General features: G+C 72.3%; 16 protein-coding genes. 9 read left to right on the top strand and 7 right to left on the bottom strand.

The window, feature by feature from the left end; all coding sequences use genetic code 11:
* Positions 1 to 96 precede the first annotated feature (96 nt).
* Genes IF27_RS11230 through ccsB form a run of 4 tightly spaced genes read left to right on the top strand, consistent with a single transcriptional unit; the run spans position 97 to position 4,354 of the window.
* Entirely contained in the window at positions 97 to 687 is a 591-nt protein-coding gene (locus IF27_RS11230) for a TlpA family protein disulfide reductase (protein ID WP_052849306.1), read from the top strand.
* Positions 688 to 693: 6 nt separating this feature from the next.
* Positions 694 to 1,437: a cytochrome c biogenesis CcdA family protein gene (locus IF27_RS11225; RefSeq protein WP_052849305.1), complete on the top strand. Its 744-nt coding sequence runs from the start codon at positions 694 to 696 to the stop codon at positions 1,435 to 1,437.
* Between the two features lie 5 nt (positions 1,438 to 1,442).
* A complete protein-coding gene (gene resB, locus IF27_RS11220; protein WP_052849304.1) occupies positions 1,443 to 3,251 on the top strand; it encodes a cytochrome c biogenesis protein ResB in 1,809 nt (602 codons plus the stop codon).
* On the top strand, positions 3,248 to 4,354 hold the full coding sequence (ccsB, locus tag IF27_RS11215) for a c-type cytochrome biogenesis protein CcsB (protein ID WP_052849303.1): 1,107 nt from the start codon (positions 3,248 to 3,250) through the stop codon (positions 4,352 to 4,354). Before resB ends, ccsB begins: the two co-directional genes overlap by 4 nt.
* Positions 4,355 to 4,434: 80 nt before the next feature.
* Here ccsB and IF27_RS11210 read toward each other — a convergent pair whose 3' ends face one another.
* Positions 4,435 to 4,845, bottom strand: a complete 411-nt coding sequence (locus IF27_RS11210; RefSeq protein WP_052849302.1) for a PLD nuclease N-terminal domain-containing protein — start codon at positions 4,843 to 4,845, stop codon at positions 4,435 to 4,437.
* Positions 4,846 to 4,933: 88 nt separating this feature from the next.
* Here IF27_RS11210 and IF27_RS11205 point away from each other — a divergent pair, with 88 nt between their 5' ends.
* Positions 4,934 to 6,385, top strand: coding sequence for a menaquinone biosynthesis decarboxylase (locus IF27_RS11205; protein WP_052849301.1), 1,452 nt, complete (start codon positions 4,934 to 4,936; stop codon positions 6,383 to 6,385).
* Positions 6,382 to 7,290, top strand: coding sequence for a menaquinone biosynthesis prenyltransferase MqnP (gene mqnP, locus IF27_RS11200; protein WP_052849300.1), 909 nt, complete (start codon positions 6,382 to 6,384; stop codon positions 7,288 to 7,290). Before IF27_RS11205 ends, mqnP begins: the two co-directional genes overlap by 4 nt.
* Before the next feature lie 43 nt (positions 7,291 to 7,333).
* Here mqnP and IF27_RS11195 read toward each other — a convergent pair whose 3' ends face one another.
* From IF27_RS11195 to IF27_RS11175, 5 genes are all read right to left on the bottom strand, one after another.
* Positions 7,334 to 8,494: a PQQ-dependent sugar dehydrogenase gene (locus tag IF27_RS11195; protein ID WP_110945753.1), complete on the bottom strand. Its 1,161-nt coding sequence runs from the start codon at positions 8,492 to 8,494 to the stop codon at positions 7,334 to 7,336.
* Positions 8,495 to 8,497: 3 nt separating this feature from the next.
* A complete protein-coding gene (locus IF27_RS11190) occupies positions 8,498 to 8,800 on the bottom strand; it encodes a hypothetical protein (RefSeq protein WP_110945752.1) in 303 nt (100 codons plus the stop codon).
* Between the two features lie 140 nt (positions 8,801 to 8,940).
* A complete protein-coding gene (locus IF27_RS11185; protein WP_190232904.1) occupies positions 8,941 to 9,423 on the bottom strand; it encodes a hypothetical protein in 483 nt (160 codons plus the stop codon).
* A 92-nt stretch (positions 9,424 to 9,515) separates the two neighbouring features.
* On the bottom strand, positions 9,516 to 11,300 hold the full coding sequence (locus IF27_RS11180) for an alpha/beta hydrolase (RefSeq protein WP_052849296.1): 1,785 nt from the start codon (positions 11,298 to 11,300) through the stop codon (positions 9,516 to 9,518).
* Positions 11,297 to 11,749, bottom strand: coding sequence for a hypothetical protein (locus tag IF27_RS11175; RefSeq protein WP_052849295.1), 453 nt, complete (start codon positions 11,747 to 11,749; stop codon positions 11,297 to 11,299). The genes IF27_RS11180 and IF27_RS11175 overlap by 4 nt, the downstream gene beginning before the upstream one ends.
* A 146-nt stretch (positions 11,750 to 11,895) precedes the next feature.
* Here IF27_RS11175 and IF27_RS31545 point away from each other — a divergent pair, with 146 nt between their 5' ends.
* The 3 genes from IF27_RS31545 (at position 11,896) to IF27_RS11160 (ending at position 15,389) form a co-directional block, all read left to right on the top strand.
* Entirely contained in the window at positions 11,896 to 13,488 is a 1,593-nt protein-coding gene (locus IF27_RS31545; RefSeq protein ID WP_223291006.1) for a serine/threonine-protein kinase, read from the top strand.
* A 48-nt stretch (positions 13,489 to 13,536) separates the two neighbouring features.
* Entirely contained in the window at positions 13,537 to 14,526 is a 990-nt protein-coding gene (locus IF27_RS11165) for a C40 family peptidase (RefSeq protein WP_052849293.1), read from the top strand.
* A 173-nt stretch (positions 14,527 to 14,699) separates the two neighbouring features.
* Complete coding sequence (locus IF27_RS11160) at positions 14,700 to 15,389, top strand: phosphatase PAP2 family protein (RefSeq protein WP_110945751.1); 690 nt, start codon at positions 14,700 to 14,702, stop codon at positions 15,387 to 15,389.
* Between the two features lie 44 nt (positions 15,390 to 15,433).
* On the opposite strand, the gene IF27_RS11155 is transcribed toward IF27_RS11160, so the two are convergent.
* On the bottom strand, positions 15,434 to 15,619 hold the full coding sequence (locus tag IF27_RS11155; RefSeq protein ID WP_052849292.1) for a hypothetical protein: 186 nt from the start codon (positions 15,617 to 15,619) through the stop codon (positions 15,434 to 15,436).
* Positions 15,620 to 15,676: the final 57 nt, after the last annotated feature.

Raw genomic sequence — 15,676 nt, 5'->3', positions numbered from 1 at the left:
CTGGCCCGACCTCTCGGACAGCCCCTCCCACCTGGGCAAACATCCGGACAAGGGGGGCGCCAAAGATCGCCCGTCCCCGCATGGGAAACTTTTCACATGATCCAGTTCCGGTCCCTGGCCATGGGCGCCGCCGGTCTCGCGGCCGGTGCGCTGACGCTCACGGCCTGCACGGGCGAGCAGGCGGGTTCCTCCGGTGACAACACCAACATCGTCCACGGCACGGGCGAGGTCATCCAGGTCGCCGAGTCCGACCGGCAGGAACTGCCGGACATCGGCGGCGAGACCGTGGACGGCGATCAGCTCGACCTCGCCGACTACCGGGGCGACGTCCTCGTGCTGAACGTGTGGGGCTCCTGGTGCGCCCCCTGCCGCGCCGAGATGCCGCACCTCGTGAGCGTCGCCAACGACACCGCGGACCAAGGCGTCTCGTTCGTCGGGCTCAACCTCCAGGACCGCTCCAAGGACCAGGCCAACGCCTTCGAGGAACGGTTCGACGTGCCCTACCCGAGCCTGTACGACCCGGACGGCCAGATCCTCCTCGACTTCCCAGAGGGCAGCCTCAACCCGCAGGGCGTCCCGTCCACCCTCATCGTGGACCGCGAGGGCCGCATCGCCGTCCGCGCGCTGAAGGCCCTCACCGAGCAGGAACTGCGCGACGCGCTCGACCCGATCATCGCCGAGGGCTGACCGGCCATGGACCCGAACGAGACCATCGTCACCGGCGCGCTGCTCCTGGCGATCCCCCTGGCGGCGTTCGGCGGCCTGGTGTCGTTCTTCTCACCCTGCGTCCTCCCGCTCGTGCCCGGCTACCTCTCCTACGTGACGGGCGTCGGCGGCGCCGACCTGGAGAACGCCAAGCGCGGCCGGATGGTCGCGGGCGCCTCGCTCTTCGTCCTCGGCTTCTCCGCCGTCTACATCTCCTCGGGCGCCCTGTTCGGCGAGTTCAGCCGCAACCTGCTGCGCCACCAGACCGGGCTCCAGCAGATCTTCGGCGCCCTGACGATCGTGCTCGGCATCATCTTCATGGGCGTCCTGCCGCGCCTCGGACAGCGCGAGTTCCGCCTCCACCGCAGGCCGTCGATAGGGCTCGCGGGCGCGCCGATGCTCGGCGTCGTCTTCGGCATCGGCTGGACGCCCTGCATCGGGCCGACGCTCAGCAGCGTCCAGTTCCTCGCCCTCCAGCAGGGCACGGCAGAGCGCGGCGCGCTGCTCACGTTCGCCTACTGCGTCGGCCTCGGACTGCCGTTCATCCTCACCGCGCTCGCCTTCCGCCGGGCGCTCGGCGCCTTCACCTGGATCAAGAAGCACTACGTGTGGGTGATGCGGATCGGCGGCGGCATGCTCATCGTCACAGGGCTGCTGCTCGTCACCGGGATCTGGAACGACGTGACGTCAGAACTGCGCTACTGGACCAGCAACTTCACCCCAGGGGTCTGACCGCCATGACCGACGACGCCACCCCGCCGCCCGGCCGCAAGGGCCCCGAGACGGCCGCCGACGCCGACGAGACCACGGCGGGTGGCGGGCTGAGCACCGCGCCCGCCGAGGAGGAGGCGACGTCCGTCCCCGGCTCGTTCGGCGGCGCCCGCGCCCCCGGCGCCGGAGGGGCGCTCGCCTGGACCGCGCGCGAGGCCGTCGGCTGGGCCCGCTGGTTCTGGCGGCAGCTCACCTCCATGCGCGTCGCGCTGATACTGCTCTTCCTCCTCGCGCTCGCCAGCATCCCCGGCTCCCTCATCCCCCAGCAGGGCACCGACGAGCTGGGCGTCCGCGACTTCCGGCAGCGCAACCCCGGGCTCTCGGACGTCTACGACACCCTCCAGCTGTTCCACGTCTACTCGTCCGTGTGGTTCTCGGCGATCTACCTGCTGCTGTTCATCTCCCTGGTCGGCTGCATCCTGCCGCGCTCCTGGCAGTTCGTCGGCCAGCTCCGCGCCAGGCCCGCCCGCGCGCCCCGGCGGCTGGACCGCATGCCCGCGTACACCACGTGGCGCACGGACACCGCGCCCGAGCAGGTCCTCGACGCCGCGCACGGCCTGCTGCGGGGCCGCCGCTTCCGCGCCGACCGGCACGTGGGGGCGGCGGGCCGCCCCCACGTGGCCGCCGAGAAGGGCTACCTGCGCGAGGTCGGCAACCTCGTGTTCCACCTGTCGCTCGTCGTGCTGCTCGTCGCCTTCGCCATCGGCCGCCTCTTCTACGCGGAGGGCGGCAAGCTCGTCGTCGAGGGCACCAGCTTCGCCAACAACATCACGATGTACGACGACTTCGAGTCGGGCACCCTCTACGACCTGGACGACCTGGAGCGCTTCGGCCTCACGCTGAACGACTTCCAGGCCACGTTCGCCCGCTCCGGCCCCGACCTCGGCACCCCCACCGAGTTCACCGCCGACGTCACCTACCGCACCGACGACGGCCGCGAGCACGACACGACGATCGACGTCAACACGCCGCTGCGCATCGGCGACTCCCGCGTCCGGCTCATCGGCCACGGCTTCGCGCCCGACGTCACCGTCACCGACGGCCAGGGCGACGTCGTCTACAGCGGCCCCGTCCCGTTCATCCCGCAGGACTCGGCGCTCACCTCCACCGGCGTCATCAAGGTCCCGGACGCCGTCGGCCCCGACGGCGAACCCGACCAGCTCGCGTTCCAGGGCTTCTTCAACCCGACGTACAACGTGGACGAGGTGCGCGGCCCGCACTCCACCTTCCCCGAGCCCGACTTCCCCGTCCTCACGCTCAACGCCTTCCACGGCGACCTCGGCGTGGACTCCGGCCTGCCGCAGAACGTCTACCAGCTCGACACCACCAACATGGAGCAGTTCACCGGCCCCGACGGCGACCTGCTGCGCTTCGACATGCAGCCGGGCGACACCGTGGACCTCCCGGACGGCGTGGGCTCCATCACCTTCGAGGGCTTCGACCAGTGGGCCACCTTCCAGGTCGCCTCCCGGTCCGGCAACACCTGGGCGCTCGTCGGCTCGCTCGCCGCCATCGTCGGCCTCGTCGGCTCGCTCATGCTGCGCCGCCGCCGGGTGTGGGTGCGTGCGTGGACGGGCGACGACGGGCGTACCGTCGTCGAGATGGCCGCGCTGGGCCGCACCGAGTCGGCACGCGTGCCCGCCGAGCTGGCGGCGCTCGCCGACGCCCTGACGCGCGACGCGCCGCTCCTTCCGGACGACGCGCCGGACGGCGGCCCCGACAGTCCCGACGACCCCACCCCCGAGTCCGCCGCTGCCGAAGGAGCACGCACATGACTCTCGCCGCCGCCAACGAAGGGCTGGCCGACCTCAGCAACACGCTGGTCTACGCGGCCATGGCCGTGTACGCCCTGACGTTCCTCGCCTACACGGCCGAGTGGATCCTCGGCAGCCGCAGCAAGGTGGCGAGAACGGCGACGGCCCTCACCGCCGAGCGCGCCGGGCAGGACGACGCCGAGGCCGCCGTGCCCGCGCAGCGCCCCGCCGTCACGGTCCGCGAGGCCGGTGGCACGAGCGTGCTGGAGCGGCCCAGGATCGTCAGCCGCTCCACGACACCGGCGCGCGACGCCGTCCCCGACGGGCCAGGCGCGGCGGGCGAGGACGAGCAGGGCGACACGTACGGGCGCATCGCCGTCTCGCTGACGGTCCTCGCGTTCCTGCTGCACCTCGGGGCCGTGATCACACGGGCCGTGGCCGTGGGGCGCGGGCCGTGGGGCAACATGTACGAGTTCTCCGTGGCGCTCGCCGTCGTCGGCATCGCCGGGTACCTCGGCTTCCTCGCCGCCCGCACCCCGGTCCGCTGGCTCGGCCTGCCGCTGGTCACCACCGTGCTGCTCGACCTCGGCCTCGCCGTCACCGTGCTCTACAACGAGCAGACGCAGCTGGTGCCCGCGCTCGACTCCGTGTGGATGTGGATCCACGTGCCGCTGGCCATCGTCTGCGGCGGCCTGTTCTACCTCGGCGCCATCAGCGCCGTCCTCTACCTGTTCCGCGACCGGTACGAGACGAAGCTCGCCACGGGCGGGCAGCCGGGGCGGCTGGCCACCTCCGTCATGGAGCGGCTGCCGTCCTCCCTGACCCTGGACCGGTTCAGCTACCGGATCAACGCGGCCGTCTTCCCCGTGTGGACGTTCACCATCGTCGCGGGCGCCATCTGGGCCGAGACCGCCTGGGGCCGCTACTGGGCCTGGGACCCGAAGGAGACCTGGGCGTTCATCACCTGGGTCGCCTACGCCGCGTACCTCCACGCGCGGGCCACGGCGGGCTGGAAGGGGCGGCGCGCCGCGTACCTGGCGATCGCGGGCGTGATCTGCTTCCTGATCAACTACTTCGGCGTGAACATCTTCTTCGACAGCCTCCACGGCTACGGCGGCGTCTGAGCCGCACGGCGCACGCACGAGGAACGGCCCCCGCCGCGTGGCAGGGGGCCGTTCCTCGTGGTCGTGGACGGGGGAGGGGCTCAGCCCTTGCCGCCCGCCGGGTTGTCGTCGTCGGTGTCGTCCCGCTGCCGCAGCTCGTCCTCGCGGCGTCGCAGGTCCTCCTCCCACGTCTCCAGCATCTCGCGGTCCTGCTCCGCCTCGTCACGCCGTGCGGCGGGATCGGACGCGGAGTCGTCCCCGAGGGAGCGCAGGAACTCCGGGTTGTCGTCGGGGGCCACCCACTGCACGCCACCGCGCCTGCGCGCGGAGACGCCACGCCTGCGGCCGATCAGGATCCAGGCGAGGGGGCCGATGACCCACGCGAGTGCGATCAGCGCGATCCACACCAGCTTAGGGAGGTGCTTGACCTCGTCGTCCTTGGAGCTGATGCAGTCCACCAGGGCGTAGATGGCCAGCGCTAGCGGTACCAGAAACAACAGCACCCTGAGCATGGTAGTCCCCCTGGGTGAAGTGGGCCGGGGCCGGTGGGTGGGGCCCCCTGACCACAACCAGGGTAATGCGTCGGCAATACTGAGCGGCATGGCGTACGACGACCTGCGCGGCCTGCTGAAGGCCCTCGAACGCGACGGGGACCTCAAGCGGGTCAAGGCCGAGGTCGATCCGCACCTGGAAGTGGGCGAGATCACCGACCGCGTCAACAAGGCGGGCGGCCCCGCCCTGCTCTTCGAGAACGTCAAGGGCTCCGACCTCCCCCTCGCCATGAACGTGTACGGCACGGACCGGCGGCTGCTGAAGGCCCTCGGCCTCGCCTCCTACCAGGAGATCGGCGAGAAGATCGCCGGGCTGCTCAAGCCGGAGCTGCCGCACGGCTTCGTCGGCGTGCGCGAGGCGTTCGGGAAGCTCGCCTCGGTCGCGCACGTGCCGCCGAAGAAGGTGAAGAACGCGCCCGTGCAGGAGATCGTGCGGCGCGGCGACGAGGTGGACCTCACCCGGCTGCCCGCCCTGTTCACCTGGCCGGAGGACGGCGGCGCGTTCTTCAACCTCGGCCTCACCCACACCAAGGACCCCGACTCCGGCGTCCGCAACCTCGGCCTCTACCGCCTCCAGCGCCACGACCGGCGCACCATCGGCATGCACTGGCAGATCCACAAGGACAGCCGCAACCACTACCAGGTCGCGGCGCGGCGCGGCGAGCGGCTGCCCGTCGCCATCGCCTTCGGCTGCCCGCCCGCCGTGACGTACGCGGCCACCGCGCCGCTGCCCGGCGACATCGACGAGTACCTGTTCGCGGGGTTCGTGCAGGGCAGGCGCGTGGAGATGGTGGACTGCGTGACGGTCCCGCTCCAGGTGCCCGCGCACGCCGAGGTCGTGCTGGAGGGCTGGCTGGAGCCGGGGCAGGAACTGCCCGAGGGCCCGTTCGGCGACCACACCGGCTTCTACACGCCGCAGGAGCCGTTCCCCGCCCTCACCATCGACTGCGTCACCATGCGGAAGAAGCCGCTGTTCCAGTCCATCGTCGTCGGCCGCCCGCCGACCGAGGACGGCCCGCTGGGGCGGGCCACCGAGCGGTTCTTCCTGCCGCTGCTGAAGGTGATCATCCCCGACATCGTGGACTACCACCTCCCCGAGGCCGGTGGCTTCCACAACTGCGCGATCGTCTCGATCGACAAGAAATACCCCAAACACGCCCAGAAGGTCATGTCGGCCGTGTGGGGCGCGCACATGATGTCCCTGACGAAGCTGATCGTCGTCGTGGACGCCGACTGCGACGTCCACGACCTCCACGAGGTCGCCTGGCGCGCCCTCGGCAACGTGGACTACGGCCGCGACCTGCTGCTCACCGAAGGGCCCGTCGATCACCTCGACCACGCCTCGTACCAGCAGTTCTGGGGCGGCAAGGCCGGGATCGACGCGACCGCGAAGTGGCCGGGCGAGGGGTACACGCGCGACGGCGGCTGGCCGCGGATGATCGTCCCCGACCCGGGGACGGCGGAGCGGGTCAGCAGCCGGTGGAAGGAGTACGGGCTGTGACGGCGACTGTGGCGGGCGCCCCCGACGCGGGGCGGGTCCGCGCGTTCCTGCGGCTGGTGATGATCGAGCACTCGGTCTTCGCGCTGCCCTTCGCCTACATCGCGACGCTCACCGCGATGTTCCTGGACGGGCGGGACGAGACCGTCGAGTGGGGCACGCTGCTGCTCGTCACCGTCGCGATGGTGGGGCTGCGGACGTTCGCCATGGCGGCGAACCGGATCATCGACCGCGAGATCGACGCGCGGAACCCGCGGACGGCCGGGCGTGAACTCGTCACCGGCGCGGTGTCCGTGCGGACGGCGTGGACGGGCGCGGCCGTCGCGCTCGTCGTCTTCCTCGGCGCGGCGGCGCTGCTGAACCCGCTGTGCCTGGTGCTGGCGCCCGTCGCCGTGGTGCCGATGGTCGTCTACCCGTACGGCAAGCGGTTCACGGACTACCCGCACGCGATCCTCGGGCTGGCGCAGGCCATGGGGCCGGTCGGCGGCTGGCTGGCGGTGACCGGCGCGTGGTCGTGGGACGCGGTGATACTGGGCGCGGCGGTGGGGCTGTGGATCGGCGGCTTCGACCTGATCTACGCCTGCCAGGACGTCGCGGCGGACCGGGGGCAGGGCGTGCGGTCGGTGCCCGCGCGCTTCGGCGTCGCGGGGGCGCTGTACGGGGCGGGGGCGTGCCACGCGGTGACGATGGCGCTGTTCGTCTGGTACGCGGCGGCGACGGGCGGCGGGGTGTTCCTGTGGATCGGGCTGGCGGTCGTGGCGGGGGCGTTCGTCTACGAGCACTCGCTCGTGAAGCCGCACGACCTGTCGCGGCTGAACCGGGCGTTCTTCGCGGTGAACGGGTTCGTGGGGATGGCGCTGTTCGTCTTCGCGCTGCTGGACCTGGCGGTGCGCGGGCTGCGTGGCTGAGCCGGCCTCCGCGGTTCGGTGTGACGGACGGTGACGGTGTGAATCAGGACACGTCGGCGCGGAGCAGGTCGCCCGTGCCGCTGTCGAGCAGCCACAGGCTGCCGTCGCCCTCGGGGCCCGGCTGCGCGGCGGCGGGGGCCGTGAGGCCGTCGTCGGCGAGGAGGAGCTGCGGGTCGGCGGTCAGCGCGACGCCGTCCAGCGGGAGGCGCCACAGGCCGGGCTCACCCGCGGCGGGCAGCCACAGGGACCCGGCGGAGAACGCGAGCGCGCCGGGCTCGAACGTGCCCGCGGGCCAGGTGTGGACGGGGTCCATGGCGGCGTAGTCGCCGCCGGGGGCGATCGAGTTCAGCTCGACGCCGTCCGCGCCGCCCGCGTCCACGGCCCAGAGCCGGTCGAGGGTGTCGAAGGCGAGGCCGGTGACGTCGCCGTGGCCGGACGACCAGACGACGGAACCTTCCTGCGGGTTGCCCGGCGGGACGCGGCCGTCGGGTTCCATGCGGAGGATCTTCCCGGCGAGCGACTCGGGATCGGCGGCCTGCGCGGCGTCCCCGGCGTCACCGGTGCCGACGTACAGCATCCCGTCCCCCCCGAACCCGATCGCCCCCCCCTCACGCCCGGCGCCGAGGGGGATGCCCGTGAGCAGCGAGTCCGTCGCCGATCCGAGCTGGGCGCCCGGGTCGTTCCCGCCGTAGTAGGTGACACGGGCCAGGCGGGCGCTGCCGCCCTGTGCGTAGAAGAGGTACAGCCAGCCGTTGTCCGTCACGTCGAAGCCCGGCTCGACGGCGAGGCCGAGCAGGGAGGTGACACCGTTCACGCTGCCGACTGCGGTGACGTCGTCCTCTGCCGTGACGCGCTGGATGGCGCCGGTGTCCGCGGAGCCCGTCAGCACGCTCCCGTCGGGGAGAGCCACCAGGCAGCAGGAGGCGTCGGCGCCCGCGGGGAGGCGCTCGGCTATGACGGCGGTTCCCTCGGCGGGCGCGGGCTCTGGGGGTGGTTCCGGCGCCTCGGTCGGCGGGGGCGGATCGGGCGTGGGCCCGCCGCTGCCACCTCCTTGGGCATCGGCGCCGCTGTCGCCGCCGCCGTCGTCCGGAGGGACGACGGCCGTGCCTTCCCGTGCGGCGCGGTCCGAGGCGGGCCCGACCGAGCAGCCCGCGGCCAGCACGGCGACCACGGCCGCCGCCGCCACTCGTACCGGACCGCGCATGCCCTAGATCGACATCCCGTAGATGATGGTGAACAGCGTGCCGAGGGAGCCGATGATGAACACCCCGGTCAGCCCGGCGACGATCAGGCCCTTGCCCTGCTCGGCGCTGAAGCTGTCGCGCGTCGCGGTGGAGCCGATCCGCTGTTGGGCGGCCCCCCAGATCGCGAGGCCGAGACAGATCAGGATGGCGAGCGCCATGATCACCTGGATCATGGTCCGCGCCTGGTCACCCACGGCGGCGAACGGTCCCCAGTCGGGCGCGATCCCACCGATGATGCTGTCGATGTTCTCCTCGTTCTCATCCACCGAACTCACCGCCCTGGAGAAGCCTGTTGCCGTTGCTCCATCGGATTGTGCCACGCCCGGACGGCAGAAGCGGCCCCCTGGCGGGGCCGCTTGGCCAAGCTTCGTGACTCCTCGTCATCATGGCCTCGTGGCGGGCCCGATCAGTACTCTCCGCGGGGGCTCTCGCCCTCGGGTGTGCTGAGGCAGCCGGAGACGAGGGTGACGCTCAGCATGGGCTCGGAGTCCTCGTAGGCCCGGATGAATTCGACATTCACCCCGTACCCGGCCGCATGGTTGTCGGCGATGAAACGGGGCGTCCTCGCCGGGTTGTCGCGGAAACCGTCTTCGACGATTTCCCATCCCTCGCCCGGCAGTTGTTCGCGAAGCCGGTCCATGCCCGCAGTGAGTTCGCGCTCGGGGAGCCCGCTGACGGACCAGATGTGGCGGACGAGGTAGAGACGTTCCTTCCGTGGGTCCTCCTCACAGGTGGAGACCCCGGGACCGGGTTCGGAGAAGGTTCCCTCAAGTCCGGTGAGGTCGAGGACGGAACTGGACAGCTCACGGACCTCGGCCCTCGCATCGTCCACGGAGAGCACCCGGTACGACTCGGCGGGTCCGCCGCTTCCTCCGTCACCTTCTGTCATGCTGCACCCCAGTACGAGTGAGAGCACCGCACACACGCAGGCGGCGGTGCGGGCCATCGGGGAGCGCGCGTGTTCTCCCCGGGTCGTGTCAGTCATTCGAGTCCAACCTGGTCGTATTGCCCGAGAACGATCCACGCCTGATTGCGCAGGCTCTCGGAGTCCGGGCGCCAGTAGTCGCCGTGCCCGGTCGAGTCCGTGACGACGCGGTTCGCACCGAAGCTCTCCATCGACGGGACCTGGGGGCCCGTCTCGATTTCGAAGATCGGCAGGCCCAAGGGGCCGGGACGCATCCCCATGTCGATCCAGTCGGACCCGAGGAAGGGCGCTCCTATGAGGGGCACAGGGTCGTCGCCCACGCCCGCAGCCAGGGACCAGACGTGGCGGCTGCCCACGGCCAGGTCACTCGCGTCGTTCACCAACATTCCCGGACTGCCCGCGACCACGACGTCATCGACGGACAGCGAGTCGTGCTGGGAGGCTGCGCCGATGACCGTGCTCCCGTAGCTGTGGCCGATGAGGGTCGTGTGACTGTCCTCCGGGCCCTCGTGGCTCGTCCGCAGCCCAGATGTGAACGCCGTCAGGTCGGGTGCGGCGTCCCGTGCGTATCCTTCCGACGCCGCGTTGGGGAACACACTGTCCGGCGCGTCGTAGCCGAGCCAGGTGATGGTGGAGACCTGCCCGCCGGTCTGTGCGTCGGCCGCGCGCCACAGATCCGTCATCCGCGTCACCGGGTCACCCACCGAGTCCAGGTCCGCCGATGTGCCCGGGACGAAGACGGCGGTGTGGTCGGCTGTGTCGGGGTTGCCGTTGGCGAGGATCGCGCGGCCGTCGCCTTCCGTGCTGAAGCCGAGGAGGTACGCCTCCGGCAGGCCCTCCACCCCCGTCTGCTCGAAGCGGTCGTAGAGCGGCTGCATGGCCTGTAACCGGTTTTCGAGCGCGGTCCGGTCCTGATGCCACGTCTCCCACGCCGCGGAGTCGCGGTCGGCGGGTTCGTCGGCGCGCAGGGCGGCCAGGTCGGTGGTCGCCGTGCCGTGTTCCATGTCGAGGACCGTGCGGTTCGCCGTGTCCCGTACGGTCGCCGGGAGGCCGTCCAGCGCGCCGATGGCGGCGGGGTGCAGCGCGAGGAGTGTGTCGCGCTCCGACTGCGGGAGCCCGGCCCACCACGCGCGGTTCTCCTCCGGTGTGAGGCCGGTCGGCACGGCGTCGTCGTCCAGCGCCCCGACCGAGGCGTCGAGGACCGTGCCCTGGTCGTCCTGCGCGTCGGCCCACATGGCGTCGGTGACGGACAGGCCCGCCTCCGTGGCCAGTTCGCCCAGCGCCGCCGCGTACTCGCTGTCGATGGACTCCGCGTTGAGGAGGACGCCGCCGATGCCGTTCGCCAGGCGCTGGGCCACCTGTCGCAGTGGGTTGACCAACGGTAAGGAGAGTTCGGTGTGTTGCTCCAGCGGCGGCATCCACTCCGCGCCGGGCTCGGGGGAGACCGACCCGCCCGGGACCGGGTCGGCGCCCTCCCCGTAGGGGGACGCGGGATAGGTGACGCGACCGCTCGCGTGCACCGTGAGTCCGTACTCGGCCGCTTCGTCGCACAGGGCGGACAGCCGCGTACGGACGCCCTGTAACTCGTCCGCCAGGGTGTACAGCGCCACCTCGACGAGGCCGCACTGCACGCGGGCGTACTCGAAGTTCTCGGCCAGCCGCGTGAGGCTCAGCTCCGCCGCGGCGGCCGTGTCGCCCGTCTGCGTGCGGACCGTCGCGGCCATGCGGTGATCGACCACCTCCCACGCCGACCGCGCGGCGCGGCTCACCCTGCCCCAGTGGCTCGCCCTGGTGCGGATGATCTCCGGTCTGACGGCGTCCAGTTCCTCGACGGTGATCACCTGGCATCGCCGGCGGTGTGCCAGCCGGGCTGTCCTGACGGCGCGGCATACGGGCCGTACTGCCCGTCGCGCATACGCTCCCGGTTCGCCGCCTCGGTCTCCGAGAAGCTGTCCGCGCTCTCGGTGAAGAGCGACTGGAGCCGCATGCACTCGTCCTGGACGTCCCGCAGCCGTCGGCCCCAGGAGTCGGCGACGTCCCGCAGGCGCGTCACGGAGGCCAGCGGGCGCAGGCCCTGCGGCTCGCTGTCGTCCGGACGCAGGTCGGGTAACGCCTGGCCGAGCAGTTCGAACAACCGGGCCGCTTCCGAGGCGAGTTCGTACAGCGCGTCGGTGTCGATGTCGAGGTCCGCCAGCGCCCCGCCCCCGCCGTCGTCCTGGTTCAGTCGGGTGTGGACCGCCGGGGCCGGTGGTCCTTCCTCGCCGTAGGCGAGTCGGTACAGGTCTGACATCACGCCCCTCCCCAGGTACGCGTGCGCAGCAACTGTCCGCCGTAGCTGTCACCACGGCGTCACGCCAGGTACTTCCCGGCTTGCGGTGTGATCACACCGGCGACGGGCCCGCCCGTCCCGTGGGGTTACGGCCTACAGTGAGCCGCGTGGAGCCGTTGCGTGGGGACGATCCCGCCGCCGTAGGGCCGTTCGGCCTGCTCGCGCGGTTGGGAGCCGGGGGGATGGGGCGGGTGTATCTCGCCCGCTCGCCCGGCGGGGTGCTGACCGCCGTCAAGGTGATCAGGGAGGACATCGCCGAACGGCCGGACTCGCTCGCGCGGTTCCGGCGCGAGGTGGATCTGCTGGGGAGCGTACGCAGCCCCTACACCGCGCACTTCGTGGACGCCGGGCTCGACGCGCCGCCGTTCTGGCTCGCGACCGAGTACGTGCCGGGCCCGACGCTGCTGGCGGCCAGCCGGGACAGGCCGCTGCCGCCCGAGGTGTGCACCGGCGTCCTCGCCGCGCTGGCCGAGGCCCTCGCCGCCGTGCACCGCGTGGGCGTGGTGCACCGCGACGTGAAGCCGCACAACGTCATCCTGGCGTCCGGCGGCCCGCGGCTCATCGACTTCGGCATAGCCTGGGCCGCCGACCTCACCCCGCTCACCGACACGGGCCACACCCCCGGCACCCCCGGGTACGCCGCGCCCGAGGCCATGTCGGGCGGCCGGGCCGGGCCCCCGGCGGACGTGTTCGCGCTGGGCGCGACGCTCGCCGCGGCGGCCACCGGCCGGCCCCCGTTCGGCGCCGGTGACTGGGCCGCGATCGGCTATCGCGTCGTGCACGGCGAGATCGACGTGGACGGCGTGCCCGCGCCGCTCGCCGACCTGATCCGCGCCTGCGTGGCCAAGGACCCGGCCGAACGCCCGCCGCCCGACGAGGTCGTGCGCCGCTGCGCCGTGGACCGGCCGCTGGCGCTGCTGCCCGCGTACGTGCGCGTCGTCGCGAAGACGCCGCCGCCCGACGTGCCGGAGCCCGACACCTCCCGGGCCGCGCCGCCGCCGCGGGACGCCACCCCGCAGGACGCCGTGCCGCAGGACGCGCCGCCGCCCCGCTCGCCGAACGACTACCTCCCGCCCCCCGTCCCGCAGCAGCCCCGCCACCGCTCCCGGGCGCTGCTGGCCACGCTCGCCCTGCTCGCCGTCGTCCTCGGCTCGGCCGCCTTCCTCGTCCCCCGCCTGCTCGACGACGACGGCACGCAGGGGCCGGGGCAGGGGCAGGGGGCGCAGCCGGACGGCCAGCAGGTCGAGGAGACGGAGCTGCCCGACGTCGTGATCCCCACCCGGCCCCCGCTCGCGCAGGACCCGGCGGACTTCCTCAGCGATCTGACGTGGCTGTCCGACGACTACACGTGCGACAGCATGCCGGACGACCTCCTGGGCGGCCTGTCCACGACCGTCTCGCACCAGGCGGGCGAGCCCGACGTGTCGATCCAGTGGCGGATCACCCACGACGGCGGCGTGCCCGAGTCCCCGTACCACCTGCTGGTCGCCGTCCGCCCGCCCGGCACGCCGACGTTCGCGATGTCCGCGCCCGACGACCTGTCCGTCGAGCCGGGCGCGGAGCGCGAACTCACCTACCCCGACGACTTCCCCGGCGCCGCGCCGCTCCTCTCGGCGCCCGGCGACTGGACGGTCCTGTTCCTGCACCCGGGCACCGACGGCATCACCACCGTCGGCTGCAACGGTTTCACGGCGCCGTAGTTCCCGGGCCGGTAGCGCATCCCCCCTTCCGTAGGCGACAGTTGACGCATGCGGAAGGTCCTGTTGGTGGTGGGCGGCGGCGTCGGGCTGCTGGCCGGCTTCATGGCGCTGCTCGTCGTCGGCGTGTACGGCGCCGCCGCCGGTCTGCTCGGCGGTGGCGGCAACGGCGGGGCGGGCGGCGGGCGGTTGGCGCCGAACACGGTGCCCGCCGCGTACGCCCCGCTCGTCCAGCGGTACGGCTCCTCCTGTCCGACGCTCTCGCCCGCGCTGCTGGCCGCGCAGCTGAACCAGGAGAGCGGCTTCAACGCGACCGTCACCAGCTCGGCCAACGCCCAGGGCATCGCGCAGTTCATCCCCTCCACCTGGGCCGCCTACGGCGTGGACGCCAACGGCGACGGGGTCGCGAACGTCTGGGACCCGGCGGACGCCATCGCCTCCGCCGCCCGCTACGACTGCGCCCTCGCCGAGAACGTCGCCGACGTGCCGGGCGACCCGGTCGCGAACATGCTGGCCGCCTACAACGCGGGCCCCTACGCCGTGATCCGCTACAACGGGGTGCCGCCGTACCAGGAGACGCAGCACTACGTGGAGGTCATCACCAGCTCCGCCGCGAGCTTCGCCGCCCCCGACGCGGAGACCGGCGTCCCGCCCCTCGAACAGGCCGCGGGCGCCGTGATCTTCGCGCAGGACCGGCTCGGCACCCCCTACCTGTGGGGCGGCAACGGAACGCCGGAGCAGGACGGCAGGTTCGACTGTTCCGGGCTCACCAAGGCCGCCTACGAGTCGGTCGGCATCGAGCTGCCCCGCGTCGCCAACGACCAGTGGACGGCGGGCCCTCACCCCTCGCGGGACGAACTCCTGCCGGGTGACCTGGTGTTCTTCGCGTATGATCTACGCGATTCGCGGAGCATCCACCATGTCGGCATCTATGTCGGCGGCGGGTACATGATCAACGCCCCCTACACCGGGGCCGTGATCCGTTTTGACCCGATTGATTCCCCCGATTACTTTGGGGCGACCCGCCCGACGTCCGCCTGACGCACACGTCGCGCGACGCCCCCGTTGCTGTTCGATAACGCTGTCGCGCTCCTTCGGTGGCGGGCGGCACGAACGGGGACGTACTTGGCGTTACCTCCAGTGGTAACAGGGGCTCCTCGCCCTGCCACCCCCCGGCAGGGTTCCCCCACAGCATGAAGGGGCCGCATCGGCACATGGCTGCACTCGATAACCCCGACGTCGAGTTGGACATCCTCCACGGCATCAACGGTCTCGCCGACCGCCTACCCGGACCGGTCGCCGACACGGTCGCGTTCCTCGGCGAGTACGGCATCCCCCTCGCGCTCGTCGCCCTCGTCTGCTGGGCCTGGTTCCTCGTGCGCCGTCACGCCGACGCGGCGACCGCCGTGGCCGGGCTGCTGTGGGCGGGCATCGCGGCCGGTGTGGCGCGGCTGGTGAACATCCCGATCGCCGACTTCGTCGCCAGGCCACGCCCGTTCGTGGACCACCCGGGCGAACTCACCGTGCTGGTCGAGGGGAAGGGCGGCTGGTCCTTCGTCAGCGACCACGCGTCCGCCGCGATGGCCGTCGCCATCGCCCTCTTCCTGGTGCACCGCGGCGTCGGTCTGGTCGCGCTCGCCCTGGCGTTGTGCCAGGGCTTCACGCGCGTCTTCGTCGGCGTGCACTACCCGAGCGACGTGATCGGCGGCTTCGCGCTCGGCATGGCCGTCGCGCTGCTGCTCGCCCCGGCCGCCATGGCGGTGCTGACGCCGCTGGTGCGCGGGGCGGGACGGACGCGCGCGTTCGCCTGGCTGACGCCGCGTCCGGCGTCAGGCGGCGTGGCGGAGGACGACTCGCGGCCCGAGCCGCGCCAGAAGACCGCCGACCCGGGCCTCGCCGCCTGACGCCTGACGCCCGCCGCCTGACGCCCGCCGCCCGGCGGCGCGGCTCAGGGCACGGCCGCCGCCGCCACGTGGGCCGCCGCCTCGTTCCGCGCCAGCGGGCGGGAGCGGCGGGCCGCCCCGTACCAGCCGCAGCTGCACCGCGGCGCCAGGAACGGGCCACGCTCCGTCAGCACGACGCGGTGCCCACGGTCCGGTGCCGACGGTGTGCTGTCTTCACCCTGGTCCTCCACGTCTCCACCGTAACGGCCGTCCCAGGGTCTCGTTAGGCGTGACGAGTCCGATACGAC

The sequence above is a fragment of the Streptomyces avicenniae genome, from assembly GCF_000719135.1.
Lineage (GTDB): Bacteria > Actinomycetota > Actinomycetes > Streptomycetales > Streptomycetaceae > Streptomyces > Streptomyces avicenniae.
Note: the sequence above shows the minus strand (reverse complement) of the source record. Positions and strands in the feature narration are given on the sequence as shown.

Excerpts from the sequence above, each read along its gene's own strand:
- IF27_RS11205 (WP_052849301.1), top strand. The coding sequence starts at position 4,934 with ATGGCGTACGACGACCTGCGCGGCCTGCTGAAGGCCCTCGAACGCGAC.
- IF27_RS11175 (WP_052849295.1), bottom strand. The coding sequence starts at position 11,749 with ATGTCAGACCTGTACCGACTCGCCTACGGCGAGGAAGGACCACCGGCC.
- IF27_RS11195 (WP_110945753.1), bottom strand. The coding sequence starts at position 8,494 with ATGCGCGGTCCGGTACGAGTGGCGGCGGCGGCCGTGGTCGCCGTGCTG.
- IF27_RS11230 (WP_052849306.1), top strand. The coding sequence starts at position 97 with ATGATCCAGTTCCGGTCCCTGGCCATGGGCGCCGCCGGTCTCGCGGCC.
- IF27_RS11225 (WP_052849305.1), top strand. The coding sequence starts at position 694 with ATGGACCCGAACGAGACCATCGTCACCGGCGCGCTGCTCCTGGCGATC.
- resB (WP_052849304.1), top strand. The coding sequence starts at position 1,443 with ATGACCGACGACGCCACCCCGCCGCCCGGCCGCAAGGGCCCCGAGACG.
- IF27_RS11160 (WP_110945751.1), top strand. The coding sequence starts at position 14,700 with ATGGCTGCACTCGATAACCCCGACGTCGAGTTGGACATCCTCCACGGC.
- IF27_RS11210 (WP_052849302.1), bottom strand. The coding sequence starts at position 4,845 with ATGCTCAGGGTGCTGTTGTTTCTGGTACCGCTAGCGCTGGCCATCTAC.
- IF27_RS11185 (WP_190232904.1), bottom strand. The coding sequence starts at position 9,423 with ATGACAGAAGGTGACGGAGGAAGCGGCGGACCCGCCGAGTCGTACCGG.
- IF27_RS11165 (WP_052849293.1), top strand. The coding sequence starts at position 13,537 with ATGCGGAAGGTCCTGTTGGTGGTGGGCGGCGGCGTCGGGCTGCTGGCC.
- ccsB (WP_052849303.1), top strand. The coding sequence starts at position 3,248 with ATGACTCTCGCCGCCGCCAACGAAGGGCTGGCCGACCTCAGCAACACG.